Source organism: Desulfotomaculum sp. (assembly GCA_003513005.1).
Classification (GTDB): domain Bacteria; phylum Bacillota; class Desulfotomaculia; order Desulfotomaculales; family Nap2-2B; genus 46-80.
In genome coordinates, this window is the sequence record DOTD01000073.1 from 77,722 (window position 1) to 95,298 (window position 17,577).

Annotated in this window: 13 protein-coding genes; 3 read left to right on the plus strand and 10 right to left on the minus strand. The window is 45.8% G+C overall.

Going from position 1 to position 17,577, the window contains the following annotated elements; translation table 11 throughout:
• Window positions 1–102: 102 nt before the first annotated feature.
• From DEH07_09470 to DEH07_09500, 7 genes are all read right to left on the minus strand, one after another.
• Window positions 103–693, minus strand: a complete 591-nt coding sequence (locus tag DEH07_09470) for a hypothetical protein (GenBank protein ID HBY04728.1) — start codon at window positions 691–693, stop codon at window positions 103–105.
• The gene (locus tag DEH07_09475; GenBank protein HBY04729.1) at window positions 587–1,741 is read right to left on the minus strand and encodes a hypothetical protein; all 1,155 of its coding nucleotides are present in this window, start codon (window positions 1,739–1,741) and stop codon (window positions 587–589) included. Before DEH07_09475 ends, DEH07_09470 begins: the two co-directional genes overlap by 107 nt.
• A gap of 34 nt (window positions 1,742–1,775) precedes the next feature.
• Window positions 1,776–4,328 (minus strand): hypothetical protein, encoded by a 2,553-nt coding sequence (locus DEH07_09480; protein HBY04730.1) that lies wholly within the window; start codon window positions 4,326–4,328, stop codon window positions 1,776–1,778.
• Between the two features lie 245 nt (window positions 4,329–4,573).
• A complete protein-coding gene (locus DEH07_09485) occupies window positions 4,574–5,983 on the minus strand; it encodes a phage-shock protein (GenBank protein HBY04731.1) in 1,410 nt (469 codons plus the stop codon).
• A 256-nt stretch (window positions 5,984–6,239) separates the two neighbouring features.
• Window positions 6,240–7,697, minus strand: a complete 1,458-nt coding sequence (locus tag DEH07_09490) for an IMP dehydrogenase (GenBank protein HBY04732.1) — start codon at window positions 7,695–7,697, stop codon at window positions 6,240–6,242.
• 98 nt (window positions 7,698–7,795) lie between these two features.
• Window positions 7,796–8,158: a hypothetical protein gene (locus DEH07_09495; GenBank protein ID HBY04733.1), complete on the minus strand. Its 363-nt coding sequence runs from the start codon at window positions 8,156–8,158 to the stop codon at window positions 7,796–7,798.
• A gap of 100 nt (window positions 8,159–8,258) precedes the next feature.
• Window positions 8,259–9,482, minus strand: coding sequence for a D-alanyl-D-alanine carboxypeptidase (locus tag DEH07_09500; GenBank protein ID HBY04734.1), 1,224 nt, complete (start codon window positions 9,480–9,482; stop codon window positions 8,259–8,261).
• Between the two features lie 162 nt (window positions 9,483–9,644).
• Here DEH07_09500 and DEH07_09505 point away from each other — a divergent pair, with 162 nt between their 5' ends.
• Both DEH07_09505 and DEH07_09510 read left to right on the plus strand, forming a co-directional pair.
• Window positions 9,645–10,835 (plus strand): MFS transporter, encoded by a 1,191-nt coding sequence (locus DEH07_09505; protein ID HBY04735.1) that lies wholly within the window; start codon window positions 9,645–9,647, stop codon window positions 10,833–10,835.
• Window positions 10,819–12,078, plus strand: a complete 1,260-nt coding sequence (locus tag DEH07_09510; GenBank protein HBY04736.1) for a hypothetical protein — start codon at window positions 10,819–10,821, stop codon at window positions 12,076–12,078. The genes DEH07_09505 and DEH07_09510 overlap by 17 nt, the downstream gene beginning before the upstream one ends.
• Here DEH07_09510 and DEH07_09515 read toward each other — a convergent pair.
• The gene (locus tag DEH07_09515; protein HBY04737.1) at window positions 12,071–12,688 is read right to left on the minus strand and encodes a hypothetical protein; all 618 of its coding nucleotides are present in this window, start codon (window positions 12,686–12,688) and stop codon (window positions 12,071–12,073) included. The two genes, DEH07_09510 and DEH07_09515, sit on opposite strands and share 8 nt — an antisense overlap.
• Before the next feature lie 237 nt (window positions 12,689–12,925).
• On the opposite strand from DEH07_09515, the gene DEH07_09520 reads away from it, so the two are divergent.
• Window positions 12,926–14,455 (plus strand): o-succinylbenzoate--CoA ligase, encoded by a 1,530-nt coding sequence (locus tag DEH07_09520; GenBank protein HBY04738.1) that lies wholly within the window; start codon window positions 12,926–12,928, stop codon window positions 14,453–14,455.
• Window positions 14,456–14,465: 10 nt separating this feature from the next.
• On the opposite strand, the gene DEH07_09525 is transcribed toward DEH07_09520, so the two are convergent.
• Entirely contained in the window at window positions 14,466–15,620 is a 1,155-nt protein-coding gene (locus DEH07_09525; GenBank protein HBY04739.1) for a peptidase S1, read from the minus strand.
• Between the two features lie 30 nt (window positions 15,621–15,650).
• Window positions 15,651–17,576: a selenocysteine-specific translation elongation factor gene (gene selB, locus DEH07_09530; protein HBY04740.1), complete on the minus strand. Its 1,926-nt coding sequence runs from the start codon at window positions 17,574–17,576 to the stop codon at window positions 15,651–15,653.
• Window position 17,577 lies beyond the last annotated feature (1 nt).

Consider the following 17,577-nt stretch of genomic DNA (forward strand, 5'->3'; position numbering starts at 1 on the left):
ATTTTTTACTTGTGCAGGCGGGATCTAATAACAATTCTTCATAATATAGTGGCGCCGCTTGAAGCGGCCTGAAAATTAACTTGCATTAGGGAGGTCGGCTGTCTACATGCTCATGTGCGGATCTTGTTTCTCGATAAGGTCCTTTTTTCTAATGATCGGCCATATCTTCTGCCCGTAGATCACCTTTTCCGGTTCATCAGCTTCCTCCAAGTAATTCGTCAGGGACCACCACGCTGATCTGGAAACACGTGTGTCTTCAGGCCATTTCAGGGTAATATAAGGCACATCTCCAATTAGAATTACCGGCCCGTCCGGGAGTTCAATATCCCTTCCATCGGCTAACAGGATTCTTAATGTCCCGTCCTCCGGAATAACCTCAGCTACGACAAAAGGCGTCTCTTCAACCTCAACCGGCATGGATTCGTTGCCCAGGCAGACCAGAAAACCGCCATTTTCATCTTTTTGCAGATTCTCCGCGAAAAGCTTAGATATCTTGCGGTGTATTATAGGATTATAGTCAGCATACCAGGTTCCTTCTTTATCAATACGCAGTATGGATACCAATTTATCACCCGGTCTTTTTATATTAAGAATTGTAAAGCAATTTGTAATCCTGTACCATGCGGGCAAGTGAAAAATTACTTTTTGCTTTATTGTGCCCTGAAATGCCCAGTTGTTTACGCAATTCAGGATCTTCCAACAGCCTGATCAGCTTTTTTAAGGCCTGTTTTTTATCTCCGGGGTCAACTAAAAATCCTGTTTCTCCGTCCGCAACCAACTCCGGAATACCCCCGATAATGTTGGCCAGAACCGGCAGTTTGTTTAACATGGCCTCGATTATAGTCAGCGGCAAACCTTCCCAAAGTGAAAACAAACAGAATACATCAAAATCTCCCATCAAAGAGGCGGCGTTTTCCCTGCTTCCCAAAAGAAAAATATGTTTTTGCAAACAGTTTAGGTTTATGTAGTCCTCGCATTGATTTCTCAAGGGTCCGTCTCCGATCAGGACAAAGAATATTTTCAGGCTGCTGTTAAGGGATAACAGGTCAGACGCCAATTCCAGGAAATAAAGGGGGTTTTTTTGCGCGCTCAACCTGCAAACAGTCCCCACCAGAAGATCATCGGCGCCCAGGCCCAGTTCAGCCCTTAAAATACCCGTCTTCAAACAGCCGTGAAGGGGAACTCCATTGTATATAACAGCCAGCTTGGAAGGCGCTATACGTTTCTTTACGCCCCAATTATAATCTGCCTTTGATACACAGACCAGATTCGTGCTTATAACTGCGGCTGCCTTTTCCGCCGCCGTATAAAAAAATTGCCTTAGCCTGCTTTGTTCCGGAGTAATCCCCCAACCGTGAACAGTAAAAATTTTTTTCTTTATCCCGGCCAAAAAGGCTGCTGCCCTGCCAAGTATTCCCGCCTTCGAACTGTGGCAGTGGACTATGTCAAAACCACTCCCGGCCATCAACCGGCTGAGTTTCCACAATGCGATTAGATCATGCAATAAAGAAACACTGCGGCGCAGTTGGGGAAGCTCGACAATTTTTACAGTGTCAAGCTCTTTTAACCATTTAACCAGTTCCCCACCAGGACTGCAAGCCACTGTAACTTCAAAGTTATCCTTAGGAAGACCGCTGGCCAGATAAAAAAGTATTTTTTGCGCCCCGCCAAGTTCTGAAAGAGTGATCACATAAAGTATTCTGATCTTTTTCAAAAGTCCCGGCCTCCAAGGCGGTTCCAAAATACGTCCGCCGCCCTTAGGTAAATTTTACCTGCTACTGAACTTGGGCTGTTACGGGGATCTCACTCGACGTAATACTTACCTTCGAACCCGGGATCAAGAATCTTAATTGTTGAAATGCCTGGCTGAATGATTGATCTATCGCCGTTGCCTTTTCCAGGAAATCTTTTGATTCCTGTTCCTTCCCCTGATTATCTTTAAGCAGGGCCAGCCAGAGAAAAGCCTCGCCTTTGTTCTGGTCATCCGCAGCGGCATTTTGTAAATACTTTTCGGCCTCGGCTGGATTGCCCAGAAGCAAGTATGATTGACCTTCATATAGCTGTATACCAGGAGTGACAGACAACATGGGACCATCTCTCCACAATTTTTTTTCATCCGCGCTCAGGCCGGACAACCGGTTATTTATAAGCGAAGGCACTTTAAGAGTCTCCTGCAGGTATGACCGGGCCGATTCTTTCTTGCCCTGGGCAAGTTCAGATCTTCCAATAACAGTACAAGTTCTGGCCAGATTCTCATAACCTGAGATGCTATACGGAGCTAGTTCTATCGCCTGTTTGGCATAGCTTAATGACTGGCCGAACTTTCCCGTATACGCAGATAAGGTAGACAGATCCTGTTTGCAGGAAGAGCTGTAACGGCTCAACTGAGAAGCGCGGCGGGCCTCATCAAAAGCTTTTTGATAATTACCTTCATTGAAATAAAGACCGGCCAGTCTTAATCGGTATTCGGCGTACAATGGGTTCCGGGCTGCGGCCATTTGCAAATTCTGTAATGCTTTTTGCGTATTTTGGGTTTGTTTTGCTGTATCGGAAGAGTACATATTGGCCGACGCAAGACTCATTCCCAACAAAAGAAATATTAAGCAAACAAACGAAGAAACACTCAATATAACCGGGTTTAGGGGTTTTGAATTCCTTGCTGAGACAGCCGGTTGTTTCCCGGATTCGTTGGCCTTCCGGCGCTTCTTTTTTCTGCTGGCGCTTTCCTTAATTTCTTTGGATTGTCTACCTGATATACCCGGCGCCACTTGCTGCCCTTGATCAAAGACCTGATCAGCATTAGGCATGGTTTCCAAAAACCGCATACAGGCAAATAACATCCACAGAGCCATAGTTAAGGCGGATAAGGAAAGGTTAAAATCTATTAAGGCATGCCCACCGGCCACAACAGCGCCGGCAAACAACGACACAGCCAGTATCCGGCGGTTACTGTCCGGCGGCGCCGTGCGGTAAACGCGGCGCCCCGTCCGGAGAAACACCGCCCAAATGCCCAGAATAACCAGCAGTCCTATAATCCCTGTCTCAACAGCTACTTGAAAATAGTAACTGTGCACTTCTGTAGAATTATATAAGTAATGCTGGAAGGAACGGTAGGCCTCTTCCCATCCGCCTCCTCCCCAACCGAGGAAGGGGCGGGCCTTAATCATGTCCAGAGCATCCCGGACGAAAAAGAACCTTTCAAAAGCATTCCGCAGGTAACTGAAAGAAGCTATTTGCTTAATCAATCCCGGATGCATGGCTGTGCCGATTGCCGCAGCCGCTATGATTACAATTCCCGTACCCGCCAGGGTCCATTTCGTCTTTAAGCGGGATTTCAACCACGTAAGCATACCCTTGTCCAGCATAAAGTTATATAAATACTGTAAAACGGCAACGACAACTATCCCTGCAAAGAACCACAGCCATGCAAGACCCATCCGCTTGGCCTGAGCGAGGATGACAAATTTGTAGATGACCGGGTAGGCGATAATACCGGGAACAAGCACATTGATTAATACAGGCAGGCGTTTGGACCAGTCAAGTATCACAAGATAAACAATAAATACAACTGCCGCCGCCAGGAGGCCTGCGCGTGACTTGGCGCCAAAAAGGACAACCAGAAGGGTAAAATTGATTAAGACGTACAAGTACCCATAGAGTTTTATTTTTTGCAGCCATCCCGGCAGTATTTGCTTAAGAAAACGGTCATTGACAGTATCTGCTACGGTTAGAGCGCTATATCTTTGCCAGAAATATAAACCCAGAAATAAAGCTATAGCCAGATAACTTGAAAGGGCGTTCGGATATTGGAAAGTCGAATAGATCCTGCTGTATAAAAAGCCATCCTTAAAATAGACCAGGCCGGTGGCGATTGCCAATCCTGCAACGGCCACACCGAAAGCTGCCAGATAAACAGCGTTCAGCATCTGGTGCAGAGATCTTTCATCTTTAATCAACTGCACAACCAGCCAGTAAACAGAAAAGTAAAGGATATTTTTGATAAATTCATCAAGGGCAAATCCGTAGTTAGCCGCATTGATCGCAGAAAACAGATATACTACGGGAAAGGCTGCAATTAAATAATCAAGCGGATGTGATAAAAAGGTATATTCTCTTTCTCCATATTTCCAAAGCCAGGCGAACCAGACCAGGATGGATGCCAAGATAAGAAAAACATGCTGGTCCGTGTTAAAAAACAGTCCTCTGAAAAAAGGCGCCAGAACAAGGATACCCGCCAAACCCCAAAAAGCGGCCTGGTGAGTCCAGGGCTTCGGGATTACGGATACAGACTGAGTTCCTTGTCCTGCCTTGAGCGTAGCTTTTGCCATCTATTAACAATACCCCTTCAACAAATTATTGATTTATTAAGGATATTTCTCCGGCCTTTGACAGTATTCCTGCTCATAAAACATTTTTTTGAATTACTGCAATTAAAAATGTTGCCCGCAGCCGGTAAATAAAAAGGGCCGGATATCTTTAAAAAGATACGGCCTTTACAAAAACCGGTAAATATACCGAAATCATTTGTATTAAATTAGCAAAACGCCCCCTGTTCGTTTATTAAGAAACTCAGTTACATTAAAATGTATTTTATGAACCAGTTCTTTGCCGCATATAGTTTCAAGACCAGCTTAATTAACGGAGATCTTAATTCTCTTTGCAATCTCCTGTATTCCTCACGTGAATTGATCAAATCCTGCTGGAGAAAACGGAGGGAATGCCCTAAATCTTCTTCATTTCTTAAAGCTTCCTGCAGATTGTTGTTTAAGGTGTCTATCTCCTCCTGCAGCACAGTTTCTTTCTTGCTGATCATTTCTTTTGAGCGTTCGAGTCTCTGGCGCAATTCAATTATTTCTGTCTGAAGTTCGGCTACTTTTGTAGTATGCCGCTCTTTCAACTCAGCCAGACGTGTTTTATTCTCCCTGTCCCTCTCCTGGTATTGCTGCAGCCGTGCCTGTAATGCCTCAATATTTCCCTGGGCTTGAACCAGCGCCTCTTTATGCTGATATTTCTCAGCTTCTTTTTCACGCGCCTTTTTTACCCAAAGCCGGCACTGGTACAGGATGCTGTTCGCTTTCGCCTCAAGCTTGTTTATGTGCCCCCTGTACCTGAAAATCTCTTTCTTGCGCAGGTTGAGCAGCAGGTCTTTTTCCGCCATTTGGGTAACCATCTGCTCGTGCCGGCCAATTTCTTCAGCCCTCAAAGCCAGAGCGGCAGCCGCTTCTTTATGAGCCAGGGCGATTTCGTCCAGCCTCTCTTTTAAGACAGACTCTCTCTTCTGCATTTGATCCCTGTATCGTGACCAGGACGCTTTTTGCCTGATTAAGACGTTTAAAAATTTTTTCATCATCTTCTCATAGACCACTCGCAAAGTTGGGTTATAGGACCAAATTCCATCTGCAACCTTTTGAAAATAGGGGAATTTGTGGAGCATGTCTTCCACGTCTTTTAATCTTGTTTGACGCCAGACAGATACAACTTCGAATATCTGCTGGGCTGACAGGCCGGCGGGGTAAAGCTTCAATGACTTGATGACCATGTCTTTTAAAGAATATAAAGCAGCTTCGACTTCCCATTCCGTCAATCCCCAATGACCGTTCTGCAGTTGAATAAAGCGGCCGTCGGAAATAAGACTGCCCTCCTCGGCAATAATTCTCTTGAAATTTTTATTTTTGCCTTTTGCATTCCCACCCCGCATAACTTCCTTTAAGTTCAACGGCTGCTGCCTCTTTAAAAGAAGGGCGTAAAAGGCGTCGTTTTCCCGTCTGCCTTCAAGGTTTAAACGCCAGGAATTTTTTTGATCACGAAAGAAACAGGAATGCTGGCGCAAACACAGGATTATTTTATTTTCAATCTTTGCCGGTTCATAATCCTGTATCATTTTTTGTTGAACATATGGGGTTAACTCAGCCACATTCAGGGTTTCGAAAAAAAACAGCGTTTTTTTAAGAACATCGTTAAGAGAGTAAAGTTCCCCCGCCATATATAAACCACCTTTCCCAAGATCCTCTTCCAAATGAAATAATTTGATATAAGATAATTCAATTGGTAATTACTACTTTCCTTTAAAAATACAGATAAATATTCCACTATTTACCTGCACAAACTGTAAAATAACGAACAAAATCTTGCCCATGCCCAAAAATACGTCAATATAGTTCAGGTAAATAAAAAATCCAGCAGGATATTTCTTTCGAAATAAACCAAACTGGATTTTGCTAACTTAATTTATTATGTTTTTATCTCAAACTGTAGTTAGGCGCTTCCTTGGTTATAGTCACATCGTGCGGATGGCTCTCTCTTAAACCGGCTGGTGTGATGCGGACAAATGAAGTCCTGGTTTTTAGATCATCAATATTACTCACGCCGCAATAACCCATCCCTGCCCTCAACCCACCAATAAGCTGAAAAACTGTCTCCGCAAGCGAGCCTTTATAGGGAACGCGGCCTTCCACACCCTCGGGAACCATCTTTGACTGCGCTTCCTGAAAGTAGCGGTCCCTGCCCCCTTCCTTCATTGCGCCAAGGGATCCCATTCCCCTGTATACCTTGTAACTGCGGCCCTGGTATATCTCAATGTCACCCGGGCTTTCCTCGGTGCCTGCAAAGAGGCTTCCGACCATTACAACATCAGCCCCGGCTGCGATAGCCTTGGTAATGTCACCCGAATACTTAATTCCACCGTCTCCTATAACGGGCACATCATACTTGGCCGCTTCTCTCGCGCAGTCATATATAGCCGTAATTTGAGGAATACCGGTACCGGCCACTACCCTGGTAGTACAGATGGCGCCGGGGCCGATGCCTACTTTGACAGCGTCTGCGCCAGCCTCGATTAGAGCCCTCGTCCCGGCAGCGGTCCCAACATTACCAGCTATAATATCCACATTGGGGTGCCTGTTTTTAATGTCGTTTACCATTTCGAGCACCTGACGCTGGTGGCCGTGAGCCGAGTCAACAACAATTGCATCAACTCCTGCTTCAACCAGGGCATCTATCCTGTTCATCGAATCAAGACCGGTTCCCCCTGCGGCAGCCACTAAAAGCCTGCTGCGCTTATCTTTGGCGGAGGAAGGGTACTGCCGCGCTTTTTCGATATCTTTAATTGTAATCAGACCGCATAAGTTAAAATCCCTATCAACAATAGGAAGTTTTTCCACCTTATGGTGCTGGAGTATCTCCTTGGCCTGCTCTATAGTAGTGCCGACAGGGGAAGTTATCAGGTCATCCTTGGTCATAACTTCACGTATCGGCCTGCTGAAATCTTTCTCAAAGCGCAGATCACGGTTGGTAAGTATACCAACCAACTTCTTGCCTACGGTAATCGGCACGCCTGAAATACGATAGCGCTCCATAAGCGCGAGGGCTTCGCTGATTAGATTTTCCGGAGAAAGAAAAAAGGGATCCGAAATAATCCCGTGTTCGGACCTTTTTACCTTGTCAACCTCAATAGCTTGCCGCTCCGCAGGCATATTTTTATGAATTACACCGATTCCGCCCTCCCTTGCTATGGCTACAGCAAGGCGGGCTTCAGTAACCGTATCCATGGCAGCGCTCATCAGCGGGACATTTAACATTATGTTGCGGGTCAGTCTTGTTGAAACATCCACGTCCTTGGGCAGTACTTCCGACGCGGCAGGAACCAACAAAACGTCATCAAAAGTTAAACCAACGGCGGCAAACCGATCAGGAAACAAGAAAAGTCCTCCCTTTAAGCTTTAATCAAATTTGCCTTTTATTATAGCATAAAGGACTGGCCCCGGGCCAGTCCTTTGGTTGACCAAACTTCTAATAATTAAAAAGCAAGGGCTTCATCTACATTAATTATTATTACATGGTTGATGGTTCCGCGTTCAGCATATTCCTTTTTAAATTTTTCAAAAAGGGCGCCGGAAGTAACAATTTCAGCCTTGCCCCAGACGCGCCACCCTTTTCTGGTTGCAGGATCAAAAGCCGTAGCAGATATAAAGGGATTCTCCTGCAGGTTTTTTACAGTGCGCGGCGATCTCAAATTGACAAAAACCACACGTTCGTCATCAAGAAGGCGCAGTGAGCCTTTCAAGGAAACATTCGGCATGCCGTTCTTATCAGCGGTTGCCACCAGGGCCGGTTTATACTCTCCAATAGCTTTAATAACTTCCTCTGCCATTTTAGCCATCCAAACTATCCCTCCTTAATTATTGCAGAAAAAAGATTTTCCCCTTTAACCAGTATAAAGTCAGGCAATAAACAGTGTCAACTTATAAATCCTTGAACGTTTAGTTCCTGTACCTCCTGCTCAGCCGGCGTTTCCTGCGTTTGGCAACGCAATAAACCTCACGGGCGGCAAATGTTAACAGCAGGCCGGCGATCAAAATGATTACACTCTTTTCCGGCAAACTTTTTACCGGATCCTTGACAAAAAGCTTAACTTTTCCGACTTCCTGCCCCCCAGATGTAAGAACCAGATGGCCTACTTCCTGCCCGGCGGCCAAAGGCGCTTTAATTCCATTGTACAGTTCAACGCTGCGCTTAATTTGTTCTTTTTGCCCTTTTTGAAAGTTGTAATAAAACGAACTGCCGGTATAAACATCAACTTTACTGACACCGCGGCTTACACCGATGGTGATAACCTTCTCCATATCCCTGACCACTAAATCGGAAACAAAGTTATCGAAACCATAATCCAGAAGGACACCTGCGTCTTCATAGAGGGTGCTTGCCTGATTATTCAGCAAAACAGCGATAAGTTCCCGGCCATCCTTTTCGGCGGCGGCTGCAAGACACTGCCCGGATTCGTTTGTGTAGCCCGTTTTTACACCTGTAGCCCCCTGGTACCGGCTCAGCAAGCGGTTATGGTTCCACAAATCCTCCTGGGGCGGACCAATGGACCTGTCCGCATCCGGCCTGCTGATTTTTTTTATGCGTGTCCCTACTATTTCTCTAAAGACCGGATTTTGCATCGCATAGCGGGTAATCAGGGCGAGGTCATAGGCAGTCGTATAATGCTTGGGATCCGTCAAACCGTGAGGGTTGTTAAAATTACTATCCAGAGCTCCTACCGATTTTGCTTTTACATTCATCAAATCTCCAAAATCCTCTATTGAACCGGACAAATGGATGGCGATACTTTCAGCAGCGTCGTTTGCCGAAGCCATCATCAGCGCATAGAGAAGATCTTCAAGCGTTAATTTTTCACCTTCCTGAAGACCTATCCTGGAACCGTCAACCAGACAAGCCTCCCTCGCAACAGTCACCTTGTCTGACAGGTTACCCTTTTCCAGGGCTACATCAGCAGTAAGGATTTTTGTAGTACTTGCGGGAAACATATGCCTGCTCATATTTTTTTGATAAAGCACCTGTCCGTTACCGGCATCCATCAGGACAACCGCTTCAGCTGTTGTATCGGGCTCTTTTACGGCGGCGGCCGTCAACGGAAAAAGAAAGATTTCAAGGATGAAATAAAAACAGACAAAAAGAAAAAGACGCTTCTTTCCCGGCATATTCTCCCCCGTTTAGATTAATTCCATAAAATTATATAGTTAAACGGAACAATAATCAACAAGCTGGATATATACTCCTTTACACGAGAATGCTTCCAAATTTACATACCCTATTATATAATTTATAAGTTACTTTACTTTAACAAGACAGGTCGTTTAACTTTGAGATCTTTACTATTGCTGTTGTTCTTAACGGAATTTGCCAGGGGAGCGTTCTTTTATACATTTCTCCCCATCTGGATCGTCAACGATCTTTCCGTGTCTATCACAATTGCCGGGCTTACCGTATCGGCCCACTATTTATCTGAAACTCTCTTTAAAACTATCGCAGGCTGGGAATTTGACCGCCTGGGATGCCGTATTCTTATAGGCGGCCTATTCCTGTCTTTGCTTTCTCTTATAATAATCAAACTCTGGCCTGTCCCGGCTGTATTAATCGGCGGCGCCGCTCTGTTTGGTTTCGGTTTTTCCCCGGTATGGCTTGGAGTAATAAGCAGGGTTGCTCCCGTTAGAATTCCCAACAGGGCTTCACGCATCAGCCTGGTTTTTTCATCCTGGATGGCCGGCGCCGGTGGAGGAATGGTCAGTATAAATTTCTTCATGTCAAAAAGCCATGATCTTATCTACTGGCTGATCGTTATCTTGTGGGCGCTTTCTCTGCCGGTCGCCTGGTTTGCCGCTGCTAATAAAAACAATTTGCCGGAACCGGCAGCTAAAGATCCCCAGGGATTCTTAAATGCGCTCAAGAAAATATCCTCCAGCAACCTGACCAGACTGCTGATTCCGGGAATGTTCCTGCAGACTCTGGCAGCAGGTCTTCTCCTGCCTGTTTTACCTATTTTTGCACAAAAGAGTTTGCTTCTTAGTCATAACCAGTACGGCATGCTCTTGCTTATAGGAGGCGCCGCTACAGTTATATCGCTTTTACCAATGGGTTACCTGGCAGACCGCCTGGCTTTAAAAGCGCTGCTGGCCACGGGTTTCGGGGCAAGCAGCCTGATGCTTATCCTGTTGACTTATTGCCATGGATTCAAGGAAATTATTTGTGCAGCGGTACTGCTTGGCTTTTCATACGCCATGGTTCTTCCGGCCTGGAACTCGCTTTTAGCTAAAATTGTCCCTCCGGAAAGCCAGGCTACCGGATGGGGCGTATTTGCCACGATTGAGGGCCTGGGAATAACTTTTGGCCCTGCCCTGGGAGCTTTCGCAGCAGGCAGAATCGGGCTTAACGCTACTTTAATCATGTCAGCCTGTGTTTTGCTGATTGCGGCATTTTTCTATTTGCTATGTCCGTTTGAAAAGATGCTTGTTAACAAACAGCAGGGGGTATCCCTCAATGGACCTGGTTTTTGAGATAATTGTCTATTTTTTATTTGTTTATGCCTTTATGCCTACCATTCTGGCCAGGATATTCCACATCGGCGCATTTTTCCAGGGATCCCGAAACGAAAATAAAGTATTCATAACTTTTGACGACGGACCTGATATCCTTTATACGCCCCGCATCCTGGATATTTTAAAAGAAACCCGAACCAAAGCCTGCTTTTTTGTCCTTGGGAAAAAGGCCAGGGCGCATCCCGAAATTCTCCAACGCATCCAGGCGGAGGGGCATGAGGTAGGAAGCCACGGATACGACCATAAATTTCCCTGGTTTCTCAGCCCGTTGGGCACAAAAAAAGATTTAATGGAGACTTCCTCCATTATTACCGAAATAACCGGCGAACCCCCGCATTTCTACAGACCGCCCTGGGGAGTCCTTAATTTATTTTCCTGGTTTTTTCTTAAAGGCCAGCGGATCGTGCTATGGTCCTTTATGAGTTGGGACTGGACCAGAGGGTCCACGACCGGTTCAATCGCCAACCGGGTTCTTTCCAGAGTAAAAAACGGTTCAGTTTTAATTTTTCACGATAGTGACAAAACACCGGGCAGCGCTCCAAAAACCCCCGAAGCTGTTATTAAAATTCTTCCGATAGTAATTCAGGAAATAAAAAACAGGGGGCTGCAGGCAGCCGCCCTGTCAGAGCTGAACCTTGAAAAAAAGAAAAAATTATCCTACGCTTTATTTGAAAAATGGGACCATACCGCCCTTCGTCTGATGGGCGTTAAAGACCTGTCTGACAAAGGGCGGCCAACGGTTTTCCGGATAGCGCTGCGTAAATTCAGAGGCAAACAATTACCTTTGCCGGACGGAACAATTCTCAAGAAAGGAGACCTGGTTGTAGAATTACACTTGAATAACAGCTTTTTCAAACAGTTCGGTGAAAAAAATGAACTTTTAACGCTCGGCCTTTTAGCCAAGCAAAAAGTCATGCACGACTTGCCGGCAGTCGCAAGATGGATAGACGCAAATCCCCGCTGCGATGAAATAAAGGCGATAACCGGCTTGACCATTATCAACCGCGGCAGTCAGCAGGCAGGATTTCACTCTTTTGATCTCCCGCCTTTAAAAGGTTTACTGATCAGGCTGTACGAGAGTATGGTCGTAATGATGTTTCATCCTTCGGGATACCGCCGTATTACAAGGTATTGGAAGAAACTAATCCCGAAGTATCTCGTCATGAGTAAAAAAGAGCTCTTCAGGAAGTACCTCATTTAATGAAAGAAGTTATTTCCTCAAGCGGACGGAGATTCCTCGGCGGGGATATATAGTCGGACCAACCCAAAGCAACCAGGGCAGCCAAACTGCGGGGAGGCTTAACCTCTAATAGTTCCTCAAGGTCTGGCCTGGCAACCATCGGGCCTGTCAGCCAACAGCCGCCGTATCCCCTGGAATGCGCAGCCAGAAGAAGATTCTGTATAGCGGCGCCGACGGACTGCAAATCCGGACGGCAGCGCAGAGAATCAACCTCATATTCGGAATACCCGACTTTAAACAACATATTATCTAGAACGGTGCGGTATTTGAATGTGGTTACTGCAAGAACTACCGGAGCCCTGGAAAACCACATGACAATTTTTTTAGGATCTGATTGAAATTTTTCATTAACTTGACGGGCAAGCGAGTCAATTTTCTGTGATACAAGCTGGCTCATTTTTTCTTTAATTTCCTGATTTTTTATAATAATAAAGTGCCACATCTGTTGATCGCCGGAACTGGGAGCATATGAGGCTAGTTCAATCAGGCTTAAAATTTCGGAATCCGGCAGATCATCTTTTTTATATCTTCTTATACTGCGGCGTTCCCGCACCACTTGGTCAAATTCCATTCAGCCATACCTTCCCTTCGTCTCTCGGTTTTTTAAAGTATCTTATCCTCCATCAGCCGGCTTTGTCAAACTCGCTGCCGGCAACGCCATGCCCATTGAACAGTTTAACTGAATACTTTCTATATAAAGGTTGTTTTTCGATAGAATTATGAGTAAAATTAAGATGCTTGCAGGAATTTGTTAAATTATGAAGAAATAATTAGGGCAAACACCGAGGTATGTAAAGGAGGTTAAAATATGAGTCTGGTATCACGGCTCTCCGAGGTTGGACAACTTTATCCAGATAAGGAAGCCATTATCTTTGAGGAAAAACGGATCACTTACGGCAGCTTGATAGAATCGATCAACAGGTTTGCCAATGGATTAAAAAATTTTGGTATTCAAAAGGGCGACCGCATTCTAATCGCTTTAGGGAACTGCCCTCAATTTGTCATTTCTTATTTCGCCATAATGCAGATTAACGCCGTGGTTATACCTATCAACCCTCAATATGCTCCTAACGAAATTGAAAAAATAGCCGCCGATGCTCTTCCCGTTGCTGTAATTACGGATTCTTCGATAGCTTCCAACTATATCAGGTTAAAAGAAAGAACCGGCTTGCCGGCCAATGTAATTGTAATCCGCTCCGAAAAGGGAAATTCTAAAACAGCTATTTCATTCAAAGAGATAATGGAGAACGGGGATGAATTTTTTCCCGCCGAATATACTTATAATGATAACGACGTAATCGAACTCCTTTATACTCATGGTCCTACCGGCACACTGAGGGGGGCTATGCTGACCAACCAGAACCTGTACAGCAATGCAATAGCGTTTTTAGAACTATGCCGTTTAACTCCTGAGGACCGCGCCTTGCTTGTTTCCAGAGCTTACCATGCTCCTGCCCAGACTTGCGCCATGAATGCCCCGCTTATGGCCGGGGCAACTGTAGTGATGCACGATATCTGGACAAAACCTGAAACAATCCTGCGAACTATTGAAGAAGAAGGAATTACTTTCTTCTTCGGCACACCTCCGATGTACAGAATGCTGCTTGATTTTCCTGAGCCCCGGCGGTTTAAAACATATACACTGCGGGTAACCTGCACTGCCGCAGACCCCCTTCCGCCAGAAACTTTTCAGGCATTTGAAGAAAAATTCGGACTGCAGATAACCGAAGCATACGGCTGTACCGAAACTTCCCCGTTAATCTGCTCAAATCCGGTTGAGGAAACTAAAAAACCGGGTTCCGCAGGAAAGCCATTACCCGGCATAAATTTGAAAATTGTTGATTATGAAGACCGGGAAGTTCCGGTAGGGCAGGTTGGCGAAATAGTCGTCAGCGGGCCGAATGTCATGAAAGGCTACTATCACCGTGAGGAAGAAACCAATTGGGTAATGCGCAACGGGTGGTTCCATACCGAAGACCTTGCCTATATGGATAGTGAAGGATATGTTTTTATCGTTGACCGTAAAAAAGACCTGCTTGTCCGGGGCGGCCTCAATGTGCACCCCCGTGAGGTGGAGGATGTGCTTTATACCCATCCTGCAGTATTCGAAGTAGCTGTAATAGGAATGCCCGATCCTGTCTGGGGAGAGGAAGTTATCGCGTTTGTCCATTTGAGAAAGGATACGAAAATTGACGCAAAGGAATTGCAGGAATTTTGCAAGGACAAACTTGCCGGCTATAAAATTCCGCGAGTTATACATATAGTAGACGAATTGCCCAAAACATCATCCGGAAAACTTTTAAAACATGAACTAAAAAATATTATCGAAAACAGTTAACAACCGAATATTAGATATTGCCGGGTTTCTCGGTAACCATAATTTGTATGGTCCGAGGTTTGCCTTCCCTGTATATGGTTACCGGCACACTCTGTCCGATTTTTGATTTGCTGATTAGTTCAACCAGAGCGTCCGGTGACGCAACTTCCTTTCCATTCCATCCGGTTATAATATCCCCCCGTTTTAAACCGGCGGCGGCGGGACTGCCTGAAAGAATACCTGCCACAAGAGCGCCCTTCGTTCCTTTATAATTTAGGTCAGCGGATATTTCTTCATCTATTGACCGCACCTGGACACCGAGCCAGGGCCGGACTACCTTGCCTTTATTAATCAATTCCTGGATTACGTCATTGGCGGTATTTGCCGGTATGGCAAAGCCGATTCCCTGCGCTTGAGCCACTGCAGTGTTTATACCGATGACTTGACCGGAGAGATTTAAAAGTGGACCTCCGCTGTTCCCGGGGTTAATTGACGCATCCGTCTGTAATAAGTTCTTATAACTGCGGTTTTCTACATTTATCGGGCGTCCCTTGGCGCTGATCACACCAGCGGTTACAGTATGATCCAACCCGTACGGATTGCCTATGGCGATAACCCAGTTCCCGACCCTGATCTTGTTGGAATCGCCCAGTTTTAGCGGAGAAAGGCTGCTTCCCGCTTTAACTTTTAATACGGCCAGGTCTAAATCATAGTCCGCCCCCACCACGCTTGCCTGCAGCGGGTCTTTAAATCCTTGAATGGTGGCTGTTATCTTATCAGCGCCTTCAATAACATGTTCGTTAGTCAAAATATACCCGTCACTAGATATAATAAAGCCCGACCCCAAGCCGTGCTCCTCCTGCGGCTCCGTACTGCCAAAGGGACTGCCAAAGAACTGCCTGAAGAAAGGATCGTTAAAGAAAGGATCGTATTGCTGGCCGCGAACCGTTACAGTATCGATTTTTACAACTGCCGGACCTGCATTGCTCACTATTTCAGCCACGGCGTCTGCGTTAACTCCGGGAGGCGTTCCGGAAGCGTCGGCAAAATTGCTTACCGCAACTCCGGATTTATTCCCTGCAAGCGGTTTGAGATCATTCACTACCAGACAGCCGCTCATAAACATTATTCCTGCTATAAAAGCAGCCAGTGCAATAAAAAGTAAGTTCCGTCTCAGGTTCACCAAATTACTCCACCTACCTTTTTTTGTTCTACTTTATACACCATTGGCTGTTGTTTTTGACTTAATCAAAAAACGCTTATCACCCACTCTTTTAGTCACCTTGATTCTGTCAAAGTATTCCAGTAAGGGCAGCGCATATTTTCGGGAAACATTTAAAAGGTTTTTAATTTCCCCAATCGAAATTTCATTATTTTTTTCCAAATACCCGGTCAAAAGTTTCTTCGCACTTTCAATGGCGGCGGCATGAAAATAAAGTCCTTCCGCTGCCTTTACCAGTGTCCCCTGCCGCAAGAAATGCTGCAGGACCTCCTGAGACTGCAATTCGCTAACACCTTCCCCGCGGGAAACACTTTCCCAATCCGGCGGCTGAAAACCGCTTCTATTAAAGATATCCTCTATTCTTTGAACAATTTCCTGCTGGCTGTCTTCAAGTTTAGGCTGAAAATCTTTTAAAGCTACCGTATTCGGACCCTGACTTAAAATGTTTTCTTCTTCCAGGATTCTAAGCAGCGCCTGAAGCTGTCTTGTGGTAAACCTGGCAAAAAGCCGGGAACGCAATTCCTCCCGGGGGAACCCTTCTCTTAAAGGATATTGTTGATGATATTTTTTCAGAAGATTGGTTAATTTTTCAACCCATTGCTTGTATATCTCCCGGGAAATAAAAAAATGATCATGATCCACCGTAAGAACATAAACTTTGTTATCACCACTTAATTCCCGGAGGGCTTGTTCAGTTTCTTCTTCTTTAATCCCGGTTGCCCGGGATATATCCGATCTGCTCTGGATTGTTTTCCGGCTTTTTAAATAGCTTTCCACCTGTTCGGCAGGGAGGCCCAGTTCACGGGTAACCAGCGCTTCAATTATTTCTTCCCGCATCCGTTTATGTTTCCTTGAAGCCGAGTCGACTATGATGCCTCCTCCCAAAGTATAAACAGGAGAATATGACCGGAACACAAAACGGTCCCCTTTTATGCCTGCGACCGGTTCTTCAAGTAAAAACTGCGCATAGGCGGTTTCCCCGGGTAAAAGCTTTTCCCTGTCCAACAAGATAACCCGGCAGAGAATTTCAGCCGTGCCAAGATAAAAATGAAGGCGGGTCCGGTTTTCCAGTTCCTTTTGCACATTCTCAAGCAAAGAAATCCGGGCATCCAAACGGTTAGCAGACCTTAAAAAACCCGGCTTTGCCAAAACGCTTCCCCTTTGAGCCTGTTCTACACCCACACCGGCAACATTTACAGCCACCCTCTGCCCGGCTGTGGCTTCTTTTACTTTTTCGCCGTGGACCTGCAGGGAACGCACCCTGGCTACCAGCCCCTGAGGCATAATCTCCAGGTTGTCTCCGGTATGAATTACTCCGCTCCAAAGTGTGCCCGTCACCACTGTACCGAACCCCGTTACGGAAAACGCCCTGTCTACAGGCAGCCGGGCCTGTCCCGAGGTATCTTTTCCTTCCACAGGAACTTCGTCGATTCTTTTCAGCAACTCTTCCAGTCCCTGACCTGTAACCGCAGATACCTCCACAACAGGGGAATCCTTTAAAGGAGTGTCTTTTAGAAAATCATTAACATCTTCCCGGACCAATTTTAAGAAATCTTCATCAACCAGATCAACTTTCGTCAAAGCAACTATTCCCCGATTGATCTGCAATAAACGGACAATATCCATGTGCTCCCGGGTTTGGGGCATAACTCCCTCATCTGCGGCAATAACCAATAAAACGAGATCGATCCCGGCTACTCCGGCTAACATGTTTTTAATAAACCGCTCATGACCGGGAACATCCACAATGCCTGCCCGGCGTCCGCTGGGAAGCCGGCAAAAAGCAAACCCCAATTCGATGGAGATCCCTCTTTCCTTCTCCATCTTTAGCCTGTCTGTGTCAATTCCCGTCAGGGCTTTAATCAGGGCTGTTTTCCCGTGATCTACATGGCCTGCCGTACCAATGATAATATTGGTCATT

Coding starts and splice junctions, on each gene's coding strand:
- DEH07_09480 (HBY04730.1), bottom strand. CDS start 4,328: ATGGCAAAAGCTACGCTCAAGGCAGGACAAGGAACTCAGTCTGTATCC.
- DEH07_09485 (HBY04731.1), bottom strand. CDS start 5,983: ATGGCGGGGGAACTTTACTCTCTTAACGATGTTCTTAAAAAAACGCTG.
- DEH07_09495 (HBY04733.1), bottom strand. CDS start 8,158: ATGGCTAAAATGGCAGAGGAAGTTATTAAAGCTATTGGAGAGTATAAA.
- DEH07_09500 (HBY04734.1), bottom strand. CDS start 9,482: ATGCCGGGAAAGAAGCGTCTTTTTCTTTTTGTCTGTTTTTATTTCATC.
- DEH07_09510 (HBY04736.1), top strand. CDS start 10,819: ATGGACCTGGTTTTTGAGATAATTGTCTATTTTTTATTTGTTTATGCC.
- DEH07_09515 (HBY04737.1), bottom strand. CDS start 12,688: ATGGAATTTGACCAAGTGGTGCGGGAACGCCGCAGTATAAGAAGATAT.
- DEH07_09520 (HBY04738.1), top strand. CDS start 12,926: ATGAGTCTGGTATCACGGCTCTCCGAGGTTGGACAACTTTATCCAGAT.
- selB (HBY04740.1), bottom strand. CDS start 17,576: ATGACCAATATTATCATTGGTACGGCAGGCCATGTAGATCACGGGAAA.